The following is an 18,651-nucleotide window of genomic DNA, read 5'->3' on the forward strand; positions in this document are numbered from 1 at the left end:
GGAGTGTTCCGGCACCATGAGTAACACAAAAAGCACAATCAATGCCCATCACTATCAGACACTGGCTATCGTTGCAGTCTCTGCGTTAATCGCATTGCTTTTTATTTACGAACAATCACGAGCCCAGCAAAGCCTTTATTATCCGACCATTATCAATATTGCGGGAAAGCAGCGCATGCTGTCGCAACGCATCAGTTATTTACAACATTTAGTCGTTACCGATGGTAAATCGCACTATGTCAGACAGTGGCAAAGTGAAATGACCCGTCTAATAAAGGAATTTGATTCCAGTCATAAACGCCTAAGCGCACAACTCCCATTTTCAGAGGCCTTTACACTGCGTCTACCGGCTCCTGTTCGAAGTGCTTACTTTGATGGCGCGTCGAGCGTCGATGTTCTGGTGCGGGAATTTATCCAGATTAATCAGCAAACGGCTACGAGTACAGAAAACAGCTACACGTTTTACACCCCGGCACAAAGTGCCAACCTACTGTTTAAGCTCGACGAGGTCGTTGCCCTGTTTGAACAAGCCAGTGTTGAACAACGGCGAAAGGAGCAAATAGTTGATTACATTATTTGGTTTTTGCTTATGTGTTTGATTGCGCTGGTATTGCGTAGCACCTTCAAACCACTAAAAGCCAGAGTGAGTGCCCAGGAAGCCTCTCAACAAGAAACGGAAACAGCCCTTGCCGCAGCCAAAGCCAGTGCAGACATTAATGAAAAACAGCGAAATTTGTATGTAGCTAAACTGACCCATGACCTACGCAGTCCAATAAGCGCTATCATTTCCATCCTTGAATTACTCCCAAATAGTAGAGGAGAGAGTAAAACACTTATCAGGCACGCTGAGGAAGCCTGTTTCAGATTGCTTAAATATTCCGATGCACTGTCCGACATTATTAAGGATCGCGCGGATTATGGTAGCCGTCGTGATTTTGATTTAATCGCTTTACTGGATGACGTTATCGCCAAAGCAGTGAATGCCGCAGAACTCAAAGGCCTCGTATTCCATATGCACTGCGAAGATGAATTGCCGGGCGAAGTGATTGGTTACCCTCAAGCCATGAAAAAGAGCATGATGAATGTGCTTAACAATGCCGTTAAATATACCGAAAAAGGCAGCATCACATTAACGCTCTCGATTTCACAAGAGGCAGAACAAGTGTTTTTAACGGTTTCAGTTACAGACACGGGCGTAGGTATTGATGAGCAGTATCACCAGGCTATTTTTAAGCGCTTCACCCAACTATTTGACACTCAGGCCAACACTTATTTCACCACAGGAGTAGGGTTAGCCATCGCTAAGGAGTGCATTGATGGCATTGGCGGCGAAATATCAGTAAAGAGTGCATTAGAGCAAGGCGCTACGTTTAACCTGCGTTTTCCGTTGCAGAAGGTCAGCACAGAAGGCATTCAAGGCAGATCCGTGAATGAGGAAGTGAAATTCGCAGTTATTGATGACCTAGCAATAAGCCGCCAACATCTACAAAAACTCGTGCGCAGTGCCGGTTTTAGTTGCGATTTGTATGATTCCAGTACTAACTTCTTTGACAATAAAGACCGCATTAGCAGTTACACAGGTTTAATTGTTGATTACTACATGCCCGGACTCAATGGCGAGGAATTGGTGATCACCCTATCTGCCATGCTGGGTGATAAAATGCCAACGGTTATTATGGTGTCAGCGTCACCCGACGTGGCCAATATTGTTAGCAATGGTCCGGTGAAACCTTGGCAGGTGTTCACTAAACCCATTATGGAACCGCGTTTTGTTGATGCACTACAAAAACTGGCTGAAGCATCAGGGGAGCCCGTTGCGCAGGCTAACGCGTCCATTCTTGTAGTGGAAGATGAGCAAATTAATGCGGAAATGCTGGGGCATATGCTCACATCAATGGGCTACAAAACGAAAATAGCTGCCAATGGACAAACCGCATTAACCCTTTGCACCAATTATACTTTTGACTGTATTTTGCTGGATATTCACCTACCAGACATTGACGGTCTGGAGGTAGCCCGCCAGTTAAAGCAACGTGAGTACCCTGCTGAAATTGTGGCGCTAAGTGGCGACACAGAGGAATCGACAAAACAAGCGGCACAAGAAGCGGGAATACGGTATTACTTGTTCAAGCCTGTGCCGTTTCAAGAACTCAACAACACACTGAAGCTAGTATTGTCGATGAATGCCTAACTCGCCTTATATATTGGCCACAACGGTTTGGTCCCGGCCGCTCTCCTTGGCTTTGTACAAGGCCTGATCGGCCATTTCCAACCATGCCATCGCAGAAGGGCAAGCAATACTGTGCTCTGAAAGCCCGATACTCACCGTATAGCTGATATGATTGCCGTCGTGCTCGACCCGTTGCTGCTTAGCAACCTCGCGTATTCTTTCTGCTACTAGATAAGCGCCTTCTGCGTTAGAATCTGACAAGACAATGACAAACTCCTCTCCGCCATAGCGACCTGCCAAGTCTGTTTCTCGAATGGATTTTTTCACCACGTCAGCCAGTGATTGAATGACTTTATCTCCAGCCTGGTGACCATAGGTATCATTGACCTTTTTAAAGTGGTCGATATCGAGCATGACCACAGTCACTGAACGCTCTCTACGCCGAGCCAATTTGTATTCTTTGTCAAAACGCTCTTGCCAGTATCGCCGATTATATAACCCCGTCAAACCGTCAATTCGGCTCATGACTTCCAAGCGTTTATTGAGGTTTTCGACCCGAATTTTTGCCAGAGCCTGATCAGTAACATCGTATACCAACAAACAAATACGATCGATGTCACCATGGGTATTAGTCAGAGGAAACAAGGTGACATTCTGGTACATAGTGTCGCTTGCTGACGTAATAGGACGATTGCTGGCAAACTTAAACAGATAGGGTCGTTGCTCCCAAACAATAAATGTGGGACTGCGCAAAGAAAATACAGGCTCAGCTTTCGCTCTAAGCCATCCCTCATCAATTTCAGGAAACTGAGAAAACAGTGACTGCCCGATAACACTTCGCGGCAGCTTGTTACTGTGATTTTCCATGAACTGATTCCACACTTCGATTTTGAAGTTTTTATCCAGCACCACAATACCTACTTCCAGAGAGCTGAGGAGTTCATGTTGCCAGTGGAGGGCGGCGATCGCTTGTTCACTGCTCATTCGCTAAGCTCCATAACGTCGGTAAGTCGAGTATAAACACGCTCCATGGCGTAATCAGGGATGAGCAGCAGAAGATCAAAGTGAATATCGCGATCTTTTATTGCATAGGCAATCTCTATGGCCATGACTTTGCGCCAGCGGGAAATATTGTTGCTGATCAATGCTTCGAGGTCACAATGCCTGCCCAATATAATCGGCGAGGTATGACTGAAGTTAACATTGAGTTGGTCCGATAACGCATTCAGGCAAGCGCCAATTAGGATATTGGAAATATCCATCAGGGCTTCAATTTGCAGCTCTTCTGTGTTGGCGCTTTGGTAATTTAGCAAGCGCACCATACTGTCTACATTGGCGTCACTAAAAATAACTAGGGCCTCGCCGCTGATCCCAGCACTCACAAACCCCTTTGATACGGCTGATACTCTGTCATCAACATTAATATCGTTAATGGCCATTTGCAGCTCATTGGTTTCAATCACATTCACGTTTGGAATGGGAAGCTCAATGAATTCATTCAGTTGCTTGGCAAGGCTCTCACCTGCACGTCCCATAGCTACATTAACCAACTCGCGATACGCGTCAAATTGTTCTTCGGTTGACACTACAGGCTGTGCTTTTAACGTCTCGGTCTGACGTTTTATTGCACTACCTTCACCCGAATAAATACCGTACTGACGCAATAGGCTGACCAGCTTACTGTTATCAATCGGTTTGCGAATAAAGTCCAGCGCACCCATTTCAAGCATGCGTTGCCTCGCTTGTGGCTGAACATCACCAGACACCACGATCACCAGGCAAGGTAAATCGTTTTCTCGAATGACCTGCATGGTCTGATAGCCATCCATCACAGGCATATTTAAGTCGAGAAACATGACATCCGCTTTGCCTTGCTTAATCAGCTCAATAGCCTGTTGACCATTTTCAGCGTAACTAATTTCGACATCCCAGCTGTCTGGGATGGAACGGGCCATTTGTTTACGAGCAAAACTCGAGTCGTCACAAATTAATACAGGAGTGGTCATACCGAGCCTAATGTGTTTTGTCGTTATATTGCAACTGGCGCCTTTATGTGTGGATGGGCCTGATAATTCTCTAGTGTAAAGTCACTGTATGAAAAAGAAAAGATGTCCTTTACTTGCGGATTGATCTGCATAGTGGGGCGCGGAAACGGCGTACGAGCCAGTTGTATGTCGGTTTGCTCCAAATGATTCAGATATAAATGCGCATCGCCCAATGTATGCACAAAATCTCCCGGCGCTAAATCACACACCTGCGCCACCATCATGGTCAGTAATGCATAACTGGCAATATTAAAAGGCACTCCGAGGAAGATATCACCACTGCGCTGATACAGCTGACAAGACAGTTTGCCTTCGAGCACGTAAAACTGAAACATAGTATGGCAAGGCGGTAACGCCTGTTTACCAAGTGCTGCATTGGCTTTAGGTGAGATTGACGAATCTGGCAGCACCGCTGGGTTCCAGGCACTGACTAACAAACGCCGTGAATCAGGGTTATGCTTAATCTGCTCAATGACGTCGCTGATCTGATCAATCGTTGTGCCATCCGCACAGGGCCAACTGCGCCACTGTTGTCCATATACGGGTCCAAGCTCTCCTTCTTCGGTTGCCCATTCATCCCAAATAGATACTCCATTATCTTTCAGGTACCTGATGTTGGTGTCACCCTGTAAAAACCACAACAGCTCGTGAATAATCGATTTCAAGTGGCATTTTTTGGTTGTCACCAAAGGAAAACCTTCCTGAAGATTAAAGCGCATTTGATAACCAAAAACACTCAGGGTACCCGTGCCGGTGCGATCTTCTTTTTTGATGCCGTTGTCACGGACGTGTTGTAAAAGGGTTAGGTATTCTTTCATGCCTTAGCGCCTCCTGTTGCTTTACTGACTGGCTGGCTTTTTGAACGCCACATTAGAAATGCGCCCGCAATAATCATGGGAACACATAATAGCTGGCCCTGGCTTAACCCGCTTTCATACAAGCCAATATGGGCATCTGGCTGGCGGTAAAACTCAACGACAAATCTAAAGATACCGTAGCCTATAAGAAATAGTCCGCTGATAAACCCGCGCTGTCTGGGCTTTGCCGAGGCAAACCACAGTAAACAAAACAACACCACACCTTCCAGCGCAAACTGATACAACTGCGAAGGATGACGGGGTTCTGGCCCCGCGTTGGGAAATACAATGGCCCAGGCAACCTCTGTAGGCCGGCCCCATAGCTCGGCATTAATAAAATTACCTATACGTCCCGCCCCTAAACCAATTGGGACAAGAGGTGCAATAAAGTCACCCACTTCGAGAAAGGTCGCACCCATTTTTTTGGCACGCCAGAACATCGCGGCTAATACGCCTAATAAGCCACCGTGGAATGACATGCCGCCGGTCCAAATTTGGAATAGGTAAGCCGGATTATCGAGAAACAGACCAAACTGATAAAACAGGACATAGCCAACGCGCCCTCCCACAATTACGCCCACAAAACACCAAAATAGCAAGTCACCCAACTGCTCTTTAGACCAAGGCGTTCGAGACAAGCGACGGTGTGCGAGATACCAGGCAGCAATAAAGCCAATCAAATACATCAACCCGTACCAGCGCACACTTAAAAAGCCGATACTAAAAATAACCGGATCGATACCGGCAAAAACCAGATAGTCAGATGTATTCATGTATTAACTTATTCCCCAAATCATTCGAATACTGACCAGAATTAAGAAAACAGCAAAGATCTTCTTTAACTTTGCGGTGTCTAACTTCTGCCCAAACTTTGCCCCCATGGGCGCAAACATCACCGAGGTGGCCGCTATACTTATCGTGGCAGGCCAATAAATATAGCCAACACTAAAGTCTGGACGCGTCGTGAGTGTTAACCCCGTATAAATAAATCCAGCCGCGCCAAATATCGCAACGACTAAACCACAGGCTGACGCACACCCTATGGCTTTTCGAATAGGAACACCAAACCAAGACAACCAAGGCACTAAAATGGCACCACCACCAATACCCATCAGTGCAGACAGCCCACCGGCACCTGTCCCAATCGCGCTTAACAGCGCACTTCCGGGCTGGTGGTCACGGTGACGTATCTTACCAAACAACATATAAAGTGCCACCAACAAGACCAGCCCAGCAAAGATATAAGACAACACCTCACCACTCATTTTACTGGCCACTATGGCACCAAAAACCGCGCCTAATGCCACTCCAGAACCACAAAAAATGATTAATGAACGGTCTAGATTTCCCAGCTGATAATGGGCGCGCGCTGAAGAAAAACCAGTAAAGACAATCGTTGAAAGTGAGGTAGCGATGGCCATTGGCATGGCAAGTGACAATGCAATATCCAACTTTTCGATAAATAACCAAACCAGCACAGGTACGACTATCAAGCCTCCACCAATGCCCAGTAAACCGGCTAACCAACCCACAGCGATGCCTGTCAACAGACATGCTATGACTAACAAAATTATGGGATCCAAATGCTAATTTCCTGCTCTAACCAATCCGCCTAGCCCGCGCGACTCAAGGTAGAAATTTGTTGATTCTAAGACTTGCAGATGTGTATCTGCCTGAAGGGCATGCTCCAACACAGCCTGTGCATCAGTTAATACGATATTACGCATCACCCATTTAATTTTACGCAAGTTGTGCGCACTCATACTGAGTTTAGTGAATCCCATCGCCATGAGCAGTAAAGCGCCACCGGGCTCACCGGCAAACTCTCCGCATACGGTTACAGGCACACCCATTGCCCTACACTGTTTGGCAATGCTATTTAATGCTGACAACACTGCCGGATGATAACTGGTAAACAGCTCAGCGACACGCGGATTGTTCCTGTCTACAGCCAGTAAATACTGCGTTAAATCGTTACTGCCAACAGAGAAGAAATCAACGAGCTTGGCTAGCTGTGGCAGTTGATACAACACTGAGGGTACTTCAAGCATGATGCCCACCCGAGGCTGATACAGGGTGTTACCCTGCAGCTTGGCTTCCTCTGAGACCTCATGAAATGCCTGTCCAATGAGTCGCTTCGCTTCAATGACTTCACTGACAGACGTAACCATGGGCAACATGATCTGGAGGTTTTTCAGACCAATACTGGCCTGCAACATAGCACGAACCTGTACCAGAAATATTTCTGGATGATCCAGGGTCATTCGCACCCCTCGCCATCCCAGAAAGGGATTCTCCTCAATAATTGGGAAATAGGGCAAGGGTTTGTCACCACCAACATCTAATGTTCTTAATGTGACCTCAGCGTTGGGCTGCGCTTTAAAAATGCGTTTGTAGAGTGCTATCTGCTCACTTTCTGAAGGAAAGCGATCCCGCAACATAAAGGGGATCTCTGTTCGATAAAGCCCAATCCCTTTGGCATCACTGGCCAGAAATTCTTCAGATTGTGCCGATAGCCCTGCATTGATTAAGAGTGTGATGGCATGACCATCGCGAGTTTGGGCTGGCTTGCCTGCCTCTGCATCAATGCGTTCAGCCAGTACCTGCTCTTCTTGTACTAGCTGCTCAAACTCTTCGAGTATCACCCCTTGCGGTGACACAACGACGTCGCCGGAATAGCCATCCAACAAGATGAGCTTCTCGTTGAGCAAACTGGGGGACACATTTTGCACCCCCATGACAGCGGGTACACCCATTGCGCGGGCAAGAATGGCAGCGTGGGAGTTATTCGAGCCCTTGATTGACAAAATACCGTTTAAAAATTCTCTTGGAAATTCAGCAAGCATAGTCGCGGAAACTTCTTCAGCTACTAGAATACTGGGTTCACTCACCGTTGATGTTGAAGGTTTTGTGCCCTCAACAAGGGCGAGAATATTTACCAGTATGCGATCGGATAAATCGATAATGTCGATGGCCCGTTCCTGCATGTAACTGTCTTCCATCGCTCTGAAGCGGGCCGCATAATCTTCCACTACCTGTTTCAATGACGATGCTGCATCCCACCCCTGTTTGATCATCGCTTCCACTTCTCTACCGAGACTGTTGGCATCAAGCAGATGATGGTAGAGCTGAAATATTGCTCTGACGTCGTCAGGTATAGCGTCTTCAAGTTCGCCTGACAGCGAGCGCACTTGTTCTCTGGTCTGTTCTACCGCTTTACGATAGAAGCCAATTTCCTGCTCGTGTTCTGTACTTCTGCGCAAGCTCCAGTTGCGCAAATTCGTCGCTAATTCCGGAGTGACACCTTTACCAATGGCTAGACCTGGCGACCCTGCAATACCATTGAGTCGTCGCTGTTGCGCGGTGCCTGAGTGTTCAAAATTTAATGCGCCACGCATGTCTGCATTGGCAATTTCAAGGGCAATCTGTGCGGCAAGCGTGACTAAGAAAGCTTCTTCGTCTTCACTAAACTTTCGCTTTTTTGCCTGTTGCATCGTGAGCACGCCTAACACCCTTCGGTGATGGATAATAGGCGTACCTAAAAAGGCGTGATAGTGTTCTTCCTGCACTTCATCGATGACTTTAAAGCGGGGATGTTTTGGTGCGTCTTCAATATTAACCGGCTCTTCACGCTGTCCGACCCAACCTATGAGACCCTCGGCAAAGCCAATTGATACCTTACCTATCGCATTCACAGACAGGCCGTCTGTAGCACGCAACACAAAGGCCTGGTTGTCATAATCAGCAAGATACAAAGAACAGGAATCCACACCAACAGCTTGTTTTACTTGCGTGGTTAGGTGTAACAAAGCTTGCTCCAAATGCGGTATTCTGGCTACTTCCTGAACCAACCGTTTGAGCACGGCGAGCATATTGCTTTTTTCTAATACGCTCATCGCTATTTACCCTCGCTTACGTCGCCTGTGTCTTTTCTGATTGTGCTGTGGGCGTGTTTGCGCAGACATCACAACAGGCGCAAACTCTTTCATAACCCGCCGGTAAACATCGCGTTTAAACGACACTACATTGCGGATGGGGTACCAATAACTTACCCAGCGCCAGTCATCAAATTCAGGGTGACCGGTTTTGAGTACGTCAACGTCTTTTTCGGCACAGGTTAGCTGTAGTAAAAACCACTTCTGCTTCTGGCCGATACACACAGGGTTAGAACCCTGCCTGATTAACCGCTTAGGCAATTTATAGCGCACCCAGTTGCGGGTTACGCTTAGCAAAGTTACATCCTTGGGGCTTAACCCAACTTCTTCATGTAACTCTCTATACATTGCCTGCTGTGGCGATTCCCCGTCATCGATACCACCTTGAGGGAATTGCCATGAATGCTGACCATAACGCCTTGCCCAAAATACTTGTCCCATTTTGTTGCAAATCACTATGCCCACATTCGCACGGAATCCGTCTGCATCTATCACGTAGACTCCAGGGCATACAAAACTTTTATGTAATTGCATTCTGGCATAAGCTTGGCATCTTTCATAGCCCACATATTTTAATGTTACAAAGAGGTTGAGTGTGCAACCACCCGTTACTCCCCCCGACGACCTATCGGACCTTTTAAGTCGGGCCCGCAGTATTGCTGGCTGGTCTTTTGGAGAGCTGGCAATTATGGCCGGTATTGAGATACCTAAGCACTTCAAACGGCACAAAGGCTGGACGGGACAGCTTATCGAGTTATGGCTTGGAGCGACAGCCGGTTCTAAACCCCAACAGGACTTTCCCGAATTAGGCGTCGAGCTAAAAACGATTCCTATTGATGCGGCGGGTAATCCGCTTGAAACCACCTATGTCTGTTACACCCCACTATTGCCTGTGCCTGGCTCATCCTGGCAACGCAGTAATGTGCGTAACAAGCTCAGCTGTGTACTTTGGGTGCCGGTAGAGGGTGAACGTACGCTTGCTGTAGAACACAGACGGGTGGGCTCGGCTGTGCTCTGGTCGCCCACAGAAGAAGAACTCAGTTTGCTTGAACAGGATTGGAATGAGCTAAACGATTTGATCATTGCCGGTCAGATCGAACGCATTACCTCTCGTCACGGACAAGTGTTGCAACTGAGGCCGAAAGCCGCAAATGGCCGGGTACTTACAGATGCCATTGGTGAAGAAGGACAACGCATTAAAACGCGACCGCGGGGTTATTATTTACGAAAGACCTTTACACAGGCCATTTTACATCGCGCTTTTTATCAGCAGGAGTGACAATGCGGATAACCGGAAAACGAGCCCTTTTGTTCATACTTTTTTTGAGTGTATTGTATTTACTTTTGTGGCCGGTAAGTATTCAACCTGTTGCTTGGGAAGCACCTGTAGACAATGGATTAACCGGTGACTTTGCACAAAACCAAGGACTTTCTGATGCGACGTTTTATGCTACCAAAGATGATCATGGCCCCGAAGACTTTGCACTGCACCCCGACGGTCGTATATTCATGTCTTTGCACTCAGGGTTTATTGGTATATTCAATCCCACGACAAAGTCATTTAGCCGCTGGGTGAATACTAAGGGCAGACCACTTGGTATTGAGTTCGATGCAAAGGGCAATTTACTTGTCGCTGATGCGTACCAAGGGCTACTGTCGATATCACCCGAGGGACGTATACAGGCTCTGGCCACTGACATGGCAGGAACGCCGATCCTGTATGCAGATGATGTTGATATTGCCGCCAACGGCAAGGTGTATTTTAGTGACGCATCAACGCGCTTTTCACCTGCAGAGCATGGCGGCACGCTAGCCGCAAGTGTTTTAGATATCATGGAGCACAGCGGTAATGGCAGACTGCTGGAGTATGATCCAGCCCAAGGGACAACCCGGTTAGTAGCTACCGGCCTTAACTTCGCCAACGGCGTTGCCGTTTCGCATGAGCAAACATCAGTACTGGTCATAGAAACCGGAAGTTACCGGGTTACCCGTGTGGCCATTGACGATAACAACTTCGGCCAAAAAAGTATTCTGATCGACAACCTACCGGGCTTTCCTGACAACCTATCTAGAGGCTCCGACAACACGTATTGGCTGGGACTGGCGTCTCCACGAAATACGCTGTTAGATGGCTTGTCCAGCTGGCCTGAACTGCGCAAAATTATTCAGCGTTTGCCTGCCACCTTGCGCCCCAAGCCTGTGCGCTATGGGCATGTGGTCAATTTTGATGATGCGGGCACTGTCAAACTAAGCCTGCAAGATCCCTCTGGCAAATATGGAATGACAACAGGGGTAATCGAAGTCGGTGAACAACTCTACATCAGCAGTTTAACAGAGCCAAAATTTGCCGTACTCACATCGCACTGATAGCAGCAGCTTTATTTACGTTTTTCAAGGTAGTGCAAGAAGGCTCCGGAGAGAAATTTTTCAGAGTTAAAACCCAAACGTTTGGCCACATTTGCAATGGATGTATCTGTATTCATTACTACATTTCGGGCGTACTCCATTCGATAGTGAAAAATATAGCCACGAAAATCGTGTTTCTTGATTCTTTTTAGTGCGATCAGTAAGTCGGTAGGCTCTACGCCCGCTTTTCTGGCAAACTCAGTAATGGTCAAACCAATGGATTTGTAGCACTTGCCAGAAATCATGACTTTGTCGGCCCGATTCAGGGTTTCCGTATCCCTTTCCGTGGCTTTCATGCTGGCAGAAAACACGCGGTTATATTCAATCGGCGATGGCAACACATGCACAGCAACCACCGTACTCCACAGTAAAAACAACAGAAGCATGTTGCAGAATAGGTCAATACCCAAGGTCCAGCCCTCAATGGCAACGCCACCGGCACCAATCACCACCAGTATCAGTAGCCCTGTCAATGACACGGCTAACAGACAACCCGCCAGCAGCATAATGACGGAAATTTTATACCTGTGAATATCCACTGATTGCCAGGGAAGATACTTGTGATAACGCCGTCCAATGTCTAGCATTTGCCCAGAAAGGATAAGCAAACAACACAGTGTCACCAGGTAGGGCAGGTATATCCACCACAGCTGAATCGGTGCGCCCGCCAGGTCGGTGCTTATCCAATTTTCGGCATTTACAGGGTGCAGCAATAGCGGGACCTGCGCGCCTATGCTAGCAATAACCAGTAGAGCCGTAATCCATCCGGCGCGTCGGTATTTAGGCTGTGTCTTGTTATGTAAATGATGCAGCAAGGCGCCCGCAACAGCCACGGGTATAAAGTGAAAAACGCCCGCTACAGGGAACCATGCCTCAATGGAAAGCACCCGAATAATGCTGTCTACCAGACCCATCGGCCACAGCGCAATGGCCGCATACAACTGCTCTGAGCCTTGCTGTTTGTCTGTATGTTGCCAACCTACATAAATAATGTAGAGCCAGAACACCAAAAGTAACAGAATAATAAAATAGGCGCTGGTTAAAATCACACGCGCTGCCTTACCAATAAACATCTTTGCTCAGCGCGACCTGACGCGTACGCTCCATTATTTGCAACAAGTGGTTCATTTTTTCGTCCACCCATTCTATTAACCCTTCCTCATAGTCTAGTTCAGCATCGCACAACGCCTGTTTCAATAAGACTAGCGCACGAATTTCATCAATGCCTATCAAAATATCAAGCCAAGGCGCTCTACCTGCCCGGCTATGCATGAATAAATCCGACAATAGAAAGCCATTAAGCAAGGTTTGTCGGAGTAAGGTTTCTATCGCAATGTAATTGGCAGCGGGCAATGGCCTTGCAGACTGCAATGACTGATGGAGCGTCTGCCGCCCCTGGGAAAGCCAACCTTTTGCATGCTCAATAACGGGCTGCTCAACCCCTTGCGCATGTTCACGCCAAGGCTTGGTTAGCAGCATGTCAATGACGGCCAGCTTGATCTCATTCGCGTCTTTGCTACACAGCAGCTTTTCGGGAATATGTGAGTTAATTAGGCCTGTCTGGCGCCCTTGTAAATAGCTCACCACTGCCCCTTGCCGACCAAGCGTTTTGTGAAACGGCCCTTTCTTTGAGAGTAAAAAGCGCGTGCTTTGTAACTCGTCTACCCATATCCATTTATCTGAAAATGCCAATACCCTTTGTTGTAAATCCAACAAGGGTTGGCACTGTAATACGGGCAGAAAAAGCGACAATGTCTGCAATAACAAGCGCAAGCTCATCTGAATCTCAGGCAACATTTTTGCTGAATCAGCGGCAAAGAAGCGATGTTCATGGTATTGCCAATGGGCCATAGCGGTTTCACAACCCAAACAAAATACAGCTTCGGTTGACATGCGATCGTCTAGCATCAAGTGTGACGGTAAAGGCAATGTTTTGTTAGTAAGCCCCTGCAATAGCTGATAGCCCTGGGCAGCTTTTGATGTATCACTCAGGCGCACCTGCTTGTCTGTGAACAACCGCGCCACCTGCAGCAATACCGCCGCACTGCCGCTGACCAGTTCAATCTCCACTTCATTCAATGCTTGTTTGGCGGAGTCTGAAGCAATGCTGCCCTCATCGAACACTAGCTCACACTCTCCCAAAGGATGCTTGAGGTAGATAGTTAGCCGTGTGAAATGTGTAGTAAACTGCCTCTCCAGCTCGTCATTTTGCGGCATGGCAAAACTGAGGTCCTGCCAGATGTGTGCGGGAAATGCACTTAAGTCGGGTGTTGCATCGGCTAAGGCAACATTAAACTCGTTGCGCTCATGAAGCCCACCCTTTATTTCTTTTTGTGTTTTGAGTGTTTGTTCATACTGGCCGTCCCTGCCTCTGACTCGCATCCCTACTTTATGCTGCTCAAAAATGTGTTTGGCTGTATCAAAATAGGTATTTTCCAACTCGCATTTTTGCGTACCAACAACTGTGAAGTCGTTTTTTTCCAGGGCGCGCCTAAGGGCATCATCCCACAGAGAACTAGCAGGCTGGCCGACGACAAACTTTAGTTCTAACTCAATTTCTGACATGATTTTTAGCAGGTTTCTTTTTATGTCGTCACAATACCCTAGCTGGCCTTAGGAGTGCAATTCGGGCAAGGTTATACTTGCACTCTATGCCCTGCTTCCCTACCATCGGAAAAGAGTAAATTAACAAAGGTTTTTTTATGCGAGCTTTAGCTGCCGTCATATTAGGGTGGTGCGTCGTGACGACTGGCTTTGCCCAGCAAAACAGTGAGCAAGCCCCCAATACGGCGACACACTTTATCAGCGAAGAAGTCTTCATTTTTATGCACGCTGGCCCAGGCAGAAATTACCGTATTCTTGGCAGTGTAGCTGCAGGTATGCCCGTAACCCGTACCGACAGTGATGAAACCGGCGACTTTGTGGAAGTGATTGACTCGCAAGGTAGAACAGGTTGGATCGAGTCTGAATATCTGGTGACTACCCCTTCATTTCGCGAAACACTCCCTCAGCTTCAGGAGCAATTGACCGAAGCCCTTGCATCGGTTGCGCCATTGCAACAGCGTATTTCATCGCTAGAGCAAGAAGTAAGAGCAAAAGACGCCACCACTAAGCAATTACAGTCTGAACTTGATAGCGCCAACGAACGCATTACCGCTTTACAATCGGCCCAGTCGGACGCCGAAGATGCCCTGCAAATGAAATGGTTGCTCAACGGTGGAGGGCTAGCAGTAGGCTGCATTATCTTGGGTATTTTACTGACCTATTTACCCAAACGACGCAAACGAAGCGATAACTGGATGAACTAAATTTACAGTTAAAAAAAAGTGGCATTGTTAATGCCACTTTTTTATCGCTTATTCCTCTGACTCATCTAACGTCATCAGTGAGGTGTTCCCCCCTGACGCCGTAGTATCAATACTCACAGTTTTTTCCGTTAGTAAGCGCATAATAAGTTTGTCACTGTATTCTGCCGTGATTACTGGCAAGATAGCACCCTCTCTGTCAGCGAGCATGGCCGTGATATCCGCTGTCCTTTGCGTATTACTGTCTACCACTACACCGGCCAAGCTGGGATCCCGAAGTAAAGCCTCCAAATGCGCAAGTCGCGCGACCTGAAATACCCCTTTTTCTGCTCCCACGTCTACAAACTTGTCTCGGAATGCTTTGGCTTCTTCGTAAAACAAGTCAGACACAACAGCTACCACTGTGTTGCCCGTAGCCAGCGCGGTTACAATAGACAAGGTCCAGTATTCAAAGGTAACTTCTCTGTCAGCAAAACACACCAAGGCGCCCCTGGGCTCAAGATACAGCATATTGCTCTCGCCAGTGGGACCTGGTAGTACTTTGGGCTTAGCCATGCGCTTTTCTACGGCTATTAACTGCCCACGCGCAGTTGCTAGGGTGCGGTTTAAGTCGTCTGCCAACTCTTCGACAATATCAACCTGTGCCACTTTGGCGAGCAATTGCCTTACCATGGATATGCGATCAATGAGTTTTTTGCCACGCCAGCCATTATCAGCATGCTGCGCCTCCAGCATCATTGCTGCAGCGTCGTCGGCCGCACGCTGGTCGCCCGATAAGGCATCATCGATATCATCACCAGACGCCAGCTGTGTAGGCTGTGGTGTGGCTTTTTCCACCATTAAACGTGTGAGATAGTTAGGGCCGCCCGCTTTCGGCCCTGTACCTGACAAGCCTCTACCGCCAAACGGTTGTACACCAACGATAGCGCCTATCATATTGCGGTTAATATACACATTACCCGCACGGCTGCGTCTGGCTAGGTCGGTGGCTCTTTCTTCAATTCTTGAATGAACTCCCATGGTCAAGCCAAAACCTGTCCCGTTGATGGCGTCTACCACGTTGTCTAGGTCTTTAGCCTTGAACCTCACAACGTGTACCACAGGGCCGAATACCTCTTTTTGCAACACATCGATACTGTCTATCTCATACAAGGTCGGAGGATAGAAAGTCCCGTTTTCACATGCTTTTGGCAGCGGACACTGATAAAGCAGTTTGGCTTTGTCTTTCATGTTTGACTCATGGGCCAATAATGCTCGCAGCGCTTTTTCGTCAATAACCGGCCCAATATCCGTCGACAACACACTGGGGTCGCCAATGTGCAACTCTTTCATTGCTCCCTTGAGCATAGTAATCACATGGTCTGCTATTTCTTCTTGTAAAAACAAAACGCGTAAGGCTGAACACCGCTGCCCTGCACTTTGAAAGCCAGAGTGAACCACGTCGTCGACGACCTGCTCTGGTAAGGCCGTAGAGTCAACGATCATACAGTTCTGGCCACCGGTTTCAGCGATGAGCGGAAGCTGCTCGGTACCTCGTTTGGCCAACGTCTGCGAAATCAATGTTCCGGTCTGGGTTGAACCTGTAAACATTACACCCTGAATACGCTGATCAGGTAGTAACAGTTCTCCAACCCCTTTACCGGGCGCGACAATGAGTTGCAATGCGTTGTCAGGTAACCCCACCTCGCGCATGATATCCACCGCACGAAGTGCAATGAGACTGGTTTGTTCAGCAGGTTTAGCAATGACCGTATTGCCAGTGACTAATGCAGCCACCACCTGCCCCAAAAATATAGCCAGCGGGAAGTTCCACGGGCTAATAGCAAGAATGACGCCTCGAGGTGCTAACCTGTCATCAGCAGAAAGCTCTGTTGCTCTCACCGCGTAATAGCGACAAAAGTCGACTGCCTCTCTAACTTCATCAATACTGTCTTGGGTTACCTTGCCCGCTTCACGGATGCACAACGTAATCAACTCAGGCATATGGCGCTCAAGCGCATCGGCAGTGCGGTTGAGGATCGCAGCGCGTTCTTCAACACTCAGCTGAGACCAGCTGCTAAACCCTTCACTCACCTTGTCAAGTTTTTCCACCATTGAAGTTTCAGAGTCGTATTGGTGAAAACCTACTGCATCGCTAAGATTTGCCGGGTTTAAGACGGGCACTGCTGACTCGGGGACGCTGTTGATGTCCTGTTGATGTTTAGTTGCGAAGCGTGTGACGTCTTGTTTTAACTGATTCATTGCATTGATATCTGCAATATCAATGCCTTTGGAGTTATCCCGTTCGGGCGCGTACAACGCAATAGGCTGACTGATTTGCGCGTTCGCTTTTTGCGTCAGACGTTGCGTCTTTTCTACGGGATCTTCAAGCAAAGTTTCCACCGCTTTGGTGTCGTCCACAATAGCGTTAACAAAAGAAGAGTTCGCACCATTCTCAAGTAAACGCCTGACCAAGTAAGCAAGCAAATCTTCGTGAATGCCTACAGGCGCATACACGCGACATTGAATTTTTTCATCAGAAACCACTTGATCATACAAGGTATCTCCCATGCCATGCAGACACTGAAATTCGAAACCTTCTTTGTCATCGCCGGCCAGCTCGATAATCACAGACGCCGTGTATGCGTTATGGGTTGCGAACTGCGGATAGATTGAATCACGGTAATCAAGCAACCGGTTCGCACAGGCATGGTAAGAGACATCGGTCGATGATTTGCGGGTAAATACAGGGAAATCCTCAAGACCAGCTTGCTGTGTTAACTTAATTTCTGTGTCCCAATATGCGCCCTTCACCAAGCGCACCATTATTCTCCGCCCCACATCCAGAGAGAGTTCTCGCAGCCACTCGATTACGTAGAGCGCGCGCTTTTGATAAGCCTGCACAGCCAAGCCAAAACCGTCCCACCCTGCCAGGTCTGGGTCACGAAATACGGTTTCGATGATGTCTAAGGAAATGTCTAGGCGATCGGCTTCTTCCGCATCCACGGTCAGCCCTATATCGTACTCTTTGGCTTTGAGACACAATGCTTTAAGCCGAGCGGGTATCTCTGTCATGACTCGCTCGTAGTGGGTCCACTCATACCTTGGGTGTATCGCCGATAATTTTACCGAAATGCCGGGAGAAAGGCGGGGTCCTTTTGATTTGGCCGCCTTGCCGATAACGTCGATGGCTTTCATGTAAGCGTCGTAATAACGGTTGGCATCTTCCATGGTACGTGCACCTTCGCCGAGCATGTCATAGGAATACACATAACCTTTTTGCTCTTTCTCTTCAGCACGCTTCACCGCATCCTGAATGTTTTCTCCCATGACAAACTGACGCCCCATTACTTTCATAGCAATGTTCATCGCGCGACGTATGACCGGCTCACCCAAGCGTCCCAGGGTTTTTTTCAACAATCCGAACTGCTCTTTCTTTCGCTTATCGGAATAATTCACCATGTTGCCGGTGAACAAGAGGCCCCAAGACGACGCGTTTACAAACAACGAGTCGCTGTTGCCTAAATGCGGTGTCCATTGTCCCTGGGAGAGCTTGTCGCGGATCAGCTCATCTTGCGTCGCTTTATCGGGTACACGCAACAAGGCTTCGGCCAAACACATAAGCACAACGCCTTCGGCAGTAGATAACGAATACTCGTTTAACAGGGCATCAACACCGCCATGTCCTTCTTGCTCTTGTCTGATCCTGAGCACCATTTTACGCGCACGCTCCCAGGCACGACTGCGAGCTCGCGGGTTAACTTCGGCTTCTGGCAGGATTGTATCAACCGCTTTTTCTTCGCTGATGCGGTAATAGTCCCGAATGGTTTGACGCAATGGCGTTGCGTGCAAAATTTCGTCGTTTAAAAGCATTTTATGTCCGATAACGTCGTAGGTTTTTCTTTAAAAAAACATTAGCTTCGGAGGGTTCAAGAATACGTTCAAGAAACGCAA

14 protein-coding genes are annotated in these 18,651 nt (G+C 47.9%); 4 read left to right on the forward strand and 10 right to left on the reverse strand.

The genetic code is table 11. From position 1 onward, the window contains the following. The first annotated feature begins 16 nt into the window (after positions 1-16). Positions 17-2,191, forward strand: a complete 2,175-nt coding sequence (locus DRW07_RS14590; RefSeq protein WP_124028662.1) for a response regulator — start codon at positions 17-19, stop codon at positions 2,189-2,191. Positions 2,192-2,197: 6 nt separating this feature from the next. Here the strand turns inward: DRW07_RS14590 and DRW07_RS14595 are convergent, their stop codons facing one another. The 7 genes from DRW07_RS14595 to rppH are packed head-to-tail and all read right to left on the reverse strand — an operon-like array spanning position 2,198 to position 9,502. Beyond that, a complete protein-coding gene (locus DRW07_RS14595) occupies positions 2,198-3,154 on the reverse strand; it encodes a sensor domain-containing diguanylate cyclase (protein WP_124028663.1) in 957 nt (318 codons plus the stop codon). After that, positions 3,151-4,176, reverse strand: coding sequence for a response regulator (locus tag DRW07_RS14600; RefSeq protein WP_124028664.1), 1,026 nt, complete (start codon positions 4,174-4,176; stop codon positions 3,151-3,153). The genes DRW07_RS14595 and DRW07_RS14600 overlap by 4 nt, the downstream gene beginning before the upstream one ends. 23 nt (positions 4,177-4,199) lie before the next feature. Then, on the reverse strand, positions 4,200-5,033 hold the full coding sequence (locus DRW07_RS14605) for a thymidylate synthase (RefSeq protein ID WP_124028665.1): 834 nt from the start codon (positions 5,031-5,033) through the stop codon (positions 4,200-4,202). Further along, complete coding sequence (lgt, locus tag DRW07_RS14610; protein WP_124028666.1) at positions 5,030-5,845, reverse strand: prolipoprotein diacylglyceryl transferase; 816 nt, start codon at positions 5,843-5,845, stop codon at positions 5,030-5,032. The genes DRW07_RS14605 and lgt overlap by 4 nt, the downstream gene beginning before the upstream one ends. Positions 5,846-5,848: 3 nt before the next feature. After that, entirely contained in the window at positions 5,849-6,619 is a 771-nt protein-coding gene (locus tag DRW07_RS14615) for a sulfite exporter TauE/SafE family protein (RefSeq protein WP_338067771.1), read from the reverse strand. A 39-nt stretch (positions 6,620-6,658) separates the two neighbouring features. Then, the gene (ptsP, locus tag DRW07_RS14620) at positions 6,659-8,944 is read right to left on the reverse strand and encodes a phosphoenolpyruvate--protein phosphotransferase (RefSeq protein ID WP_124028758.1); all 2,286 of its coding nucleotides are present in this window, start codon (positions 8,942-8,944) and stop codon (positions 6,659-6,661) included. Positions 8,945-8,974: 30 nt separating this feature from the next. Then, a complete protein-coding gene (gene rppH, locus DRW07_RS14625) occupies positions 8,975-9,502 on the reverse strand; it encodes an RNA pyrophosphohydrolase (RefSeq protein ID WP_124028668.1) in 528 nt (175 codons plus the stop codon). Between the two features lie 100 nt (positions 9,503-9,602). On the opposite strand from rppH, the gene mutH reads away from it, so the two are divergent. Together mutH and DRW07_RS14635 are read left to right on the forward strand one after the other, a co-directional pair. After that, positions 9,603-10,286, forward strand: coding sequence for a DNA mismatch repair endonuclease MutH (gene mutH / locus DRW07_RS14630; RefSeq protein ID WP_124028669.1), 684 nt, complete (start codon positions 9,603-9,605; stop codon positions 10,284-10,286). 2 nt (positions 10,287-10,288) lie between these two features. Then, positions 10,289-11,374 carry an SMP-30/gluconolactonase/LRE family protein gene (locus DRW07_RS14635; protein WP_124028670.1) on the forward strand — a complete coding sequence of 362 codons (1,086 nt, stop codon included), beginning with the start codon at positions 10,289-10,291 and terminating at the stop codon, positions 11,372-11,374. An 11-nt stretch (positions 11,375-11,385) separates the two neighbouring features. Here DRW07_RS14635 and DRW07_RS14640 read toward each other — a convergent pair whose 3' ends face one another. Continuing rightward, complete coding sequence (locus DRW07_RS14640) at positions 11,386-12,462, reverse strand: helix-turn-helix transcriptional regulator (protein WP_124028671.1); 1,077 nt, start codon at positions 12,460-12,462, stop codon at positions 11,386-11,388. 10 nt (positions 12,463-12,472) lie between these two features. Beyond that, positions 12,473-13,978: a CYTH domain-containing protein gene (locus tag DRW07_RS14645; protein WP_124028672.1), complete on the reverse strand. Its 1,506-nt coding sequence runs from the start codon at positions 13,976-13,978 to the stop codon at positions 12,473-12,475. 176 nt (positions 13,979-14,154) lie between these two features. On the opposite strand from DRW07_RS14645, the gene DRW07_RS14650 reads away from it, so the two are divergent. Further along, positions 14,155-14,721: a TIGR04211 family SH3 domain-containing protein gene (locus DRW07_RS14650; RefSeq protein WP_165870517.1), complete on the forward strand. Its 567-nt coding sequence runs from the start codon at positions 14,155-14,157 to the stop codon at positions 14,719-14,721. Positions 14,722-14,769: 48 nt separating this feature from the next. On the opposite strand, the gene putA is transcribed toward DRW07_RS14650, so the two are convergent. Further along, on the reverse strand, positions 14,770-18,570 hold the full coding sequence (putA, locus tag DRW07_RS14655; protein ID WP_124028674.1) for a bifunctional proline dehydrogenase/L-glutamate gamma-semialdehyde dehydrogenase PutA: 3,801 nt from the start codon (positions 18,568-18,570) through the stop codon (positions 14,770-14,772). Positions 18,571-18,651 lie beyond the last annotated feature (81 nt).

Origin of the sequence: Paralteromonas sediminis (assembly GCF_003820355.1) — a bacterium.
Taxonomy (GTDB): domain Bacteria; phylum Pseudomonadota; class Gammaproteobacteria; order Enterobacterales; family Alteromonadaceae; genus Alteromonas_F; species Alteromonas_F sediminis.

Coding starts and splice junctions, on each gene's coding strand:
- DRW07_RS14590 (WP_124028662.1), top strand. CDS start 17: ATGAGTAACACAAAAAGCACAATCAATGCCCATCACTATCAGACACTG.
- DRW07_RS14595 (WP_124028663.1), bottom strand. CDS start 3,154: ATGAGCAGTGAACAAGCGATCGCCGCCCTCCACTGGCAACATGAACTC.
- DRW07_RS14600 (WP_124028664.1), bottom strand. CDS start 4,176: ATGACCACTCCTGTATTAATTTGTGACGACTCGAGTTTTGCTCGTAAA.
- DRW07_RS14605 (WP_124028665.1), bottom strand. CDS start 5,033: ATGAAAGAATACCTAACCCTTTTACAACACGTCCGTGACAACGGCATC.
- lgt (WP_124028666.1), bottom strand. CDS start 5,845: ATGAATACATCTGACTATCTGGTTTTTGCCGGTATCGATCCGGTTATT.
- ptsP (WP_124028758.1), bottom strand. CDS start 8,944: ATGCTCGCCGTGCTCAAACGGTTGGTTCAGGAAGTAGCCAGAATACCG.
- DRW07_RS14635 (WP_124028670.1), top strand. CDS start 10,289: ATGCGGATAACCGGAAAACGAGCCCTTTTGTTCATACTTTTTTTGAGT.
- DRW07_RS14645 (WP_124028672.1), bottom strand. CDS start 13,978: ATGTCAGAAATTGAGTTAGAACTAAAGTTTGTCGTCGGCCAGCCTGCT.
- putA (WP_124028674.1), bottom strand. CDS start 18,570: ATGCTTTTAAACGACGAAATTTTGCACGCAACGCCATTGCGTCAAACC.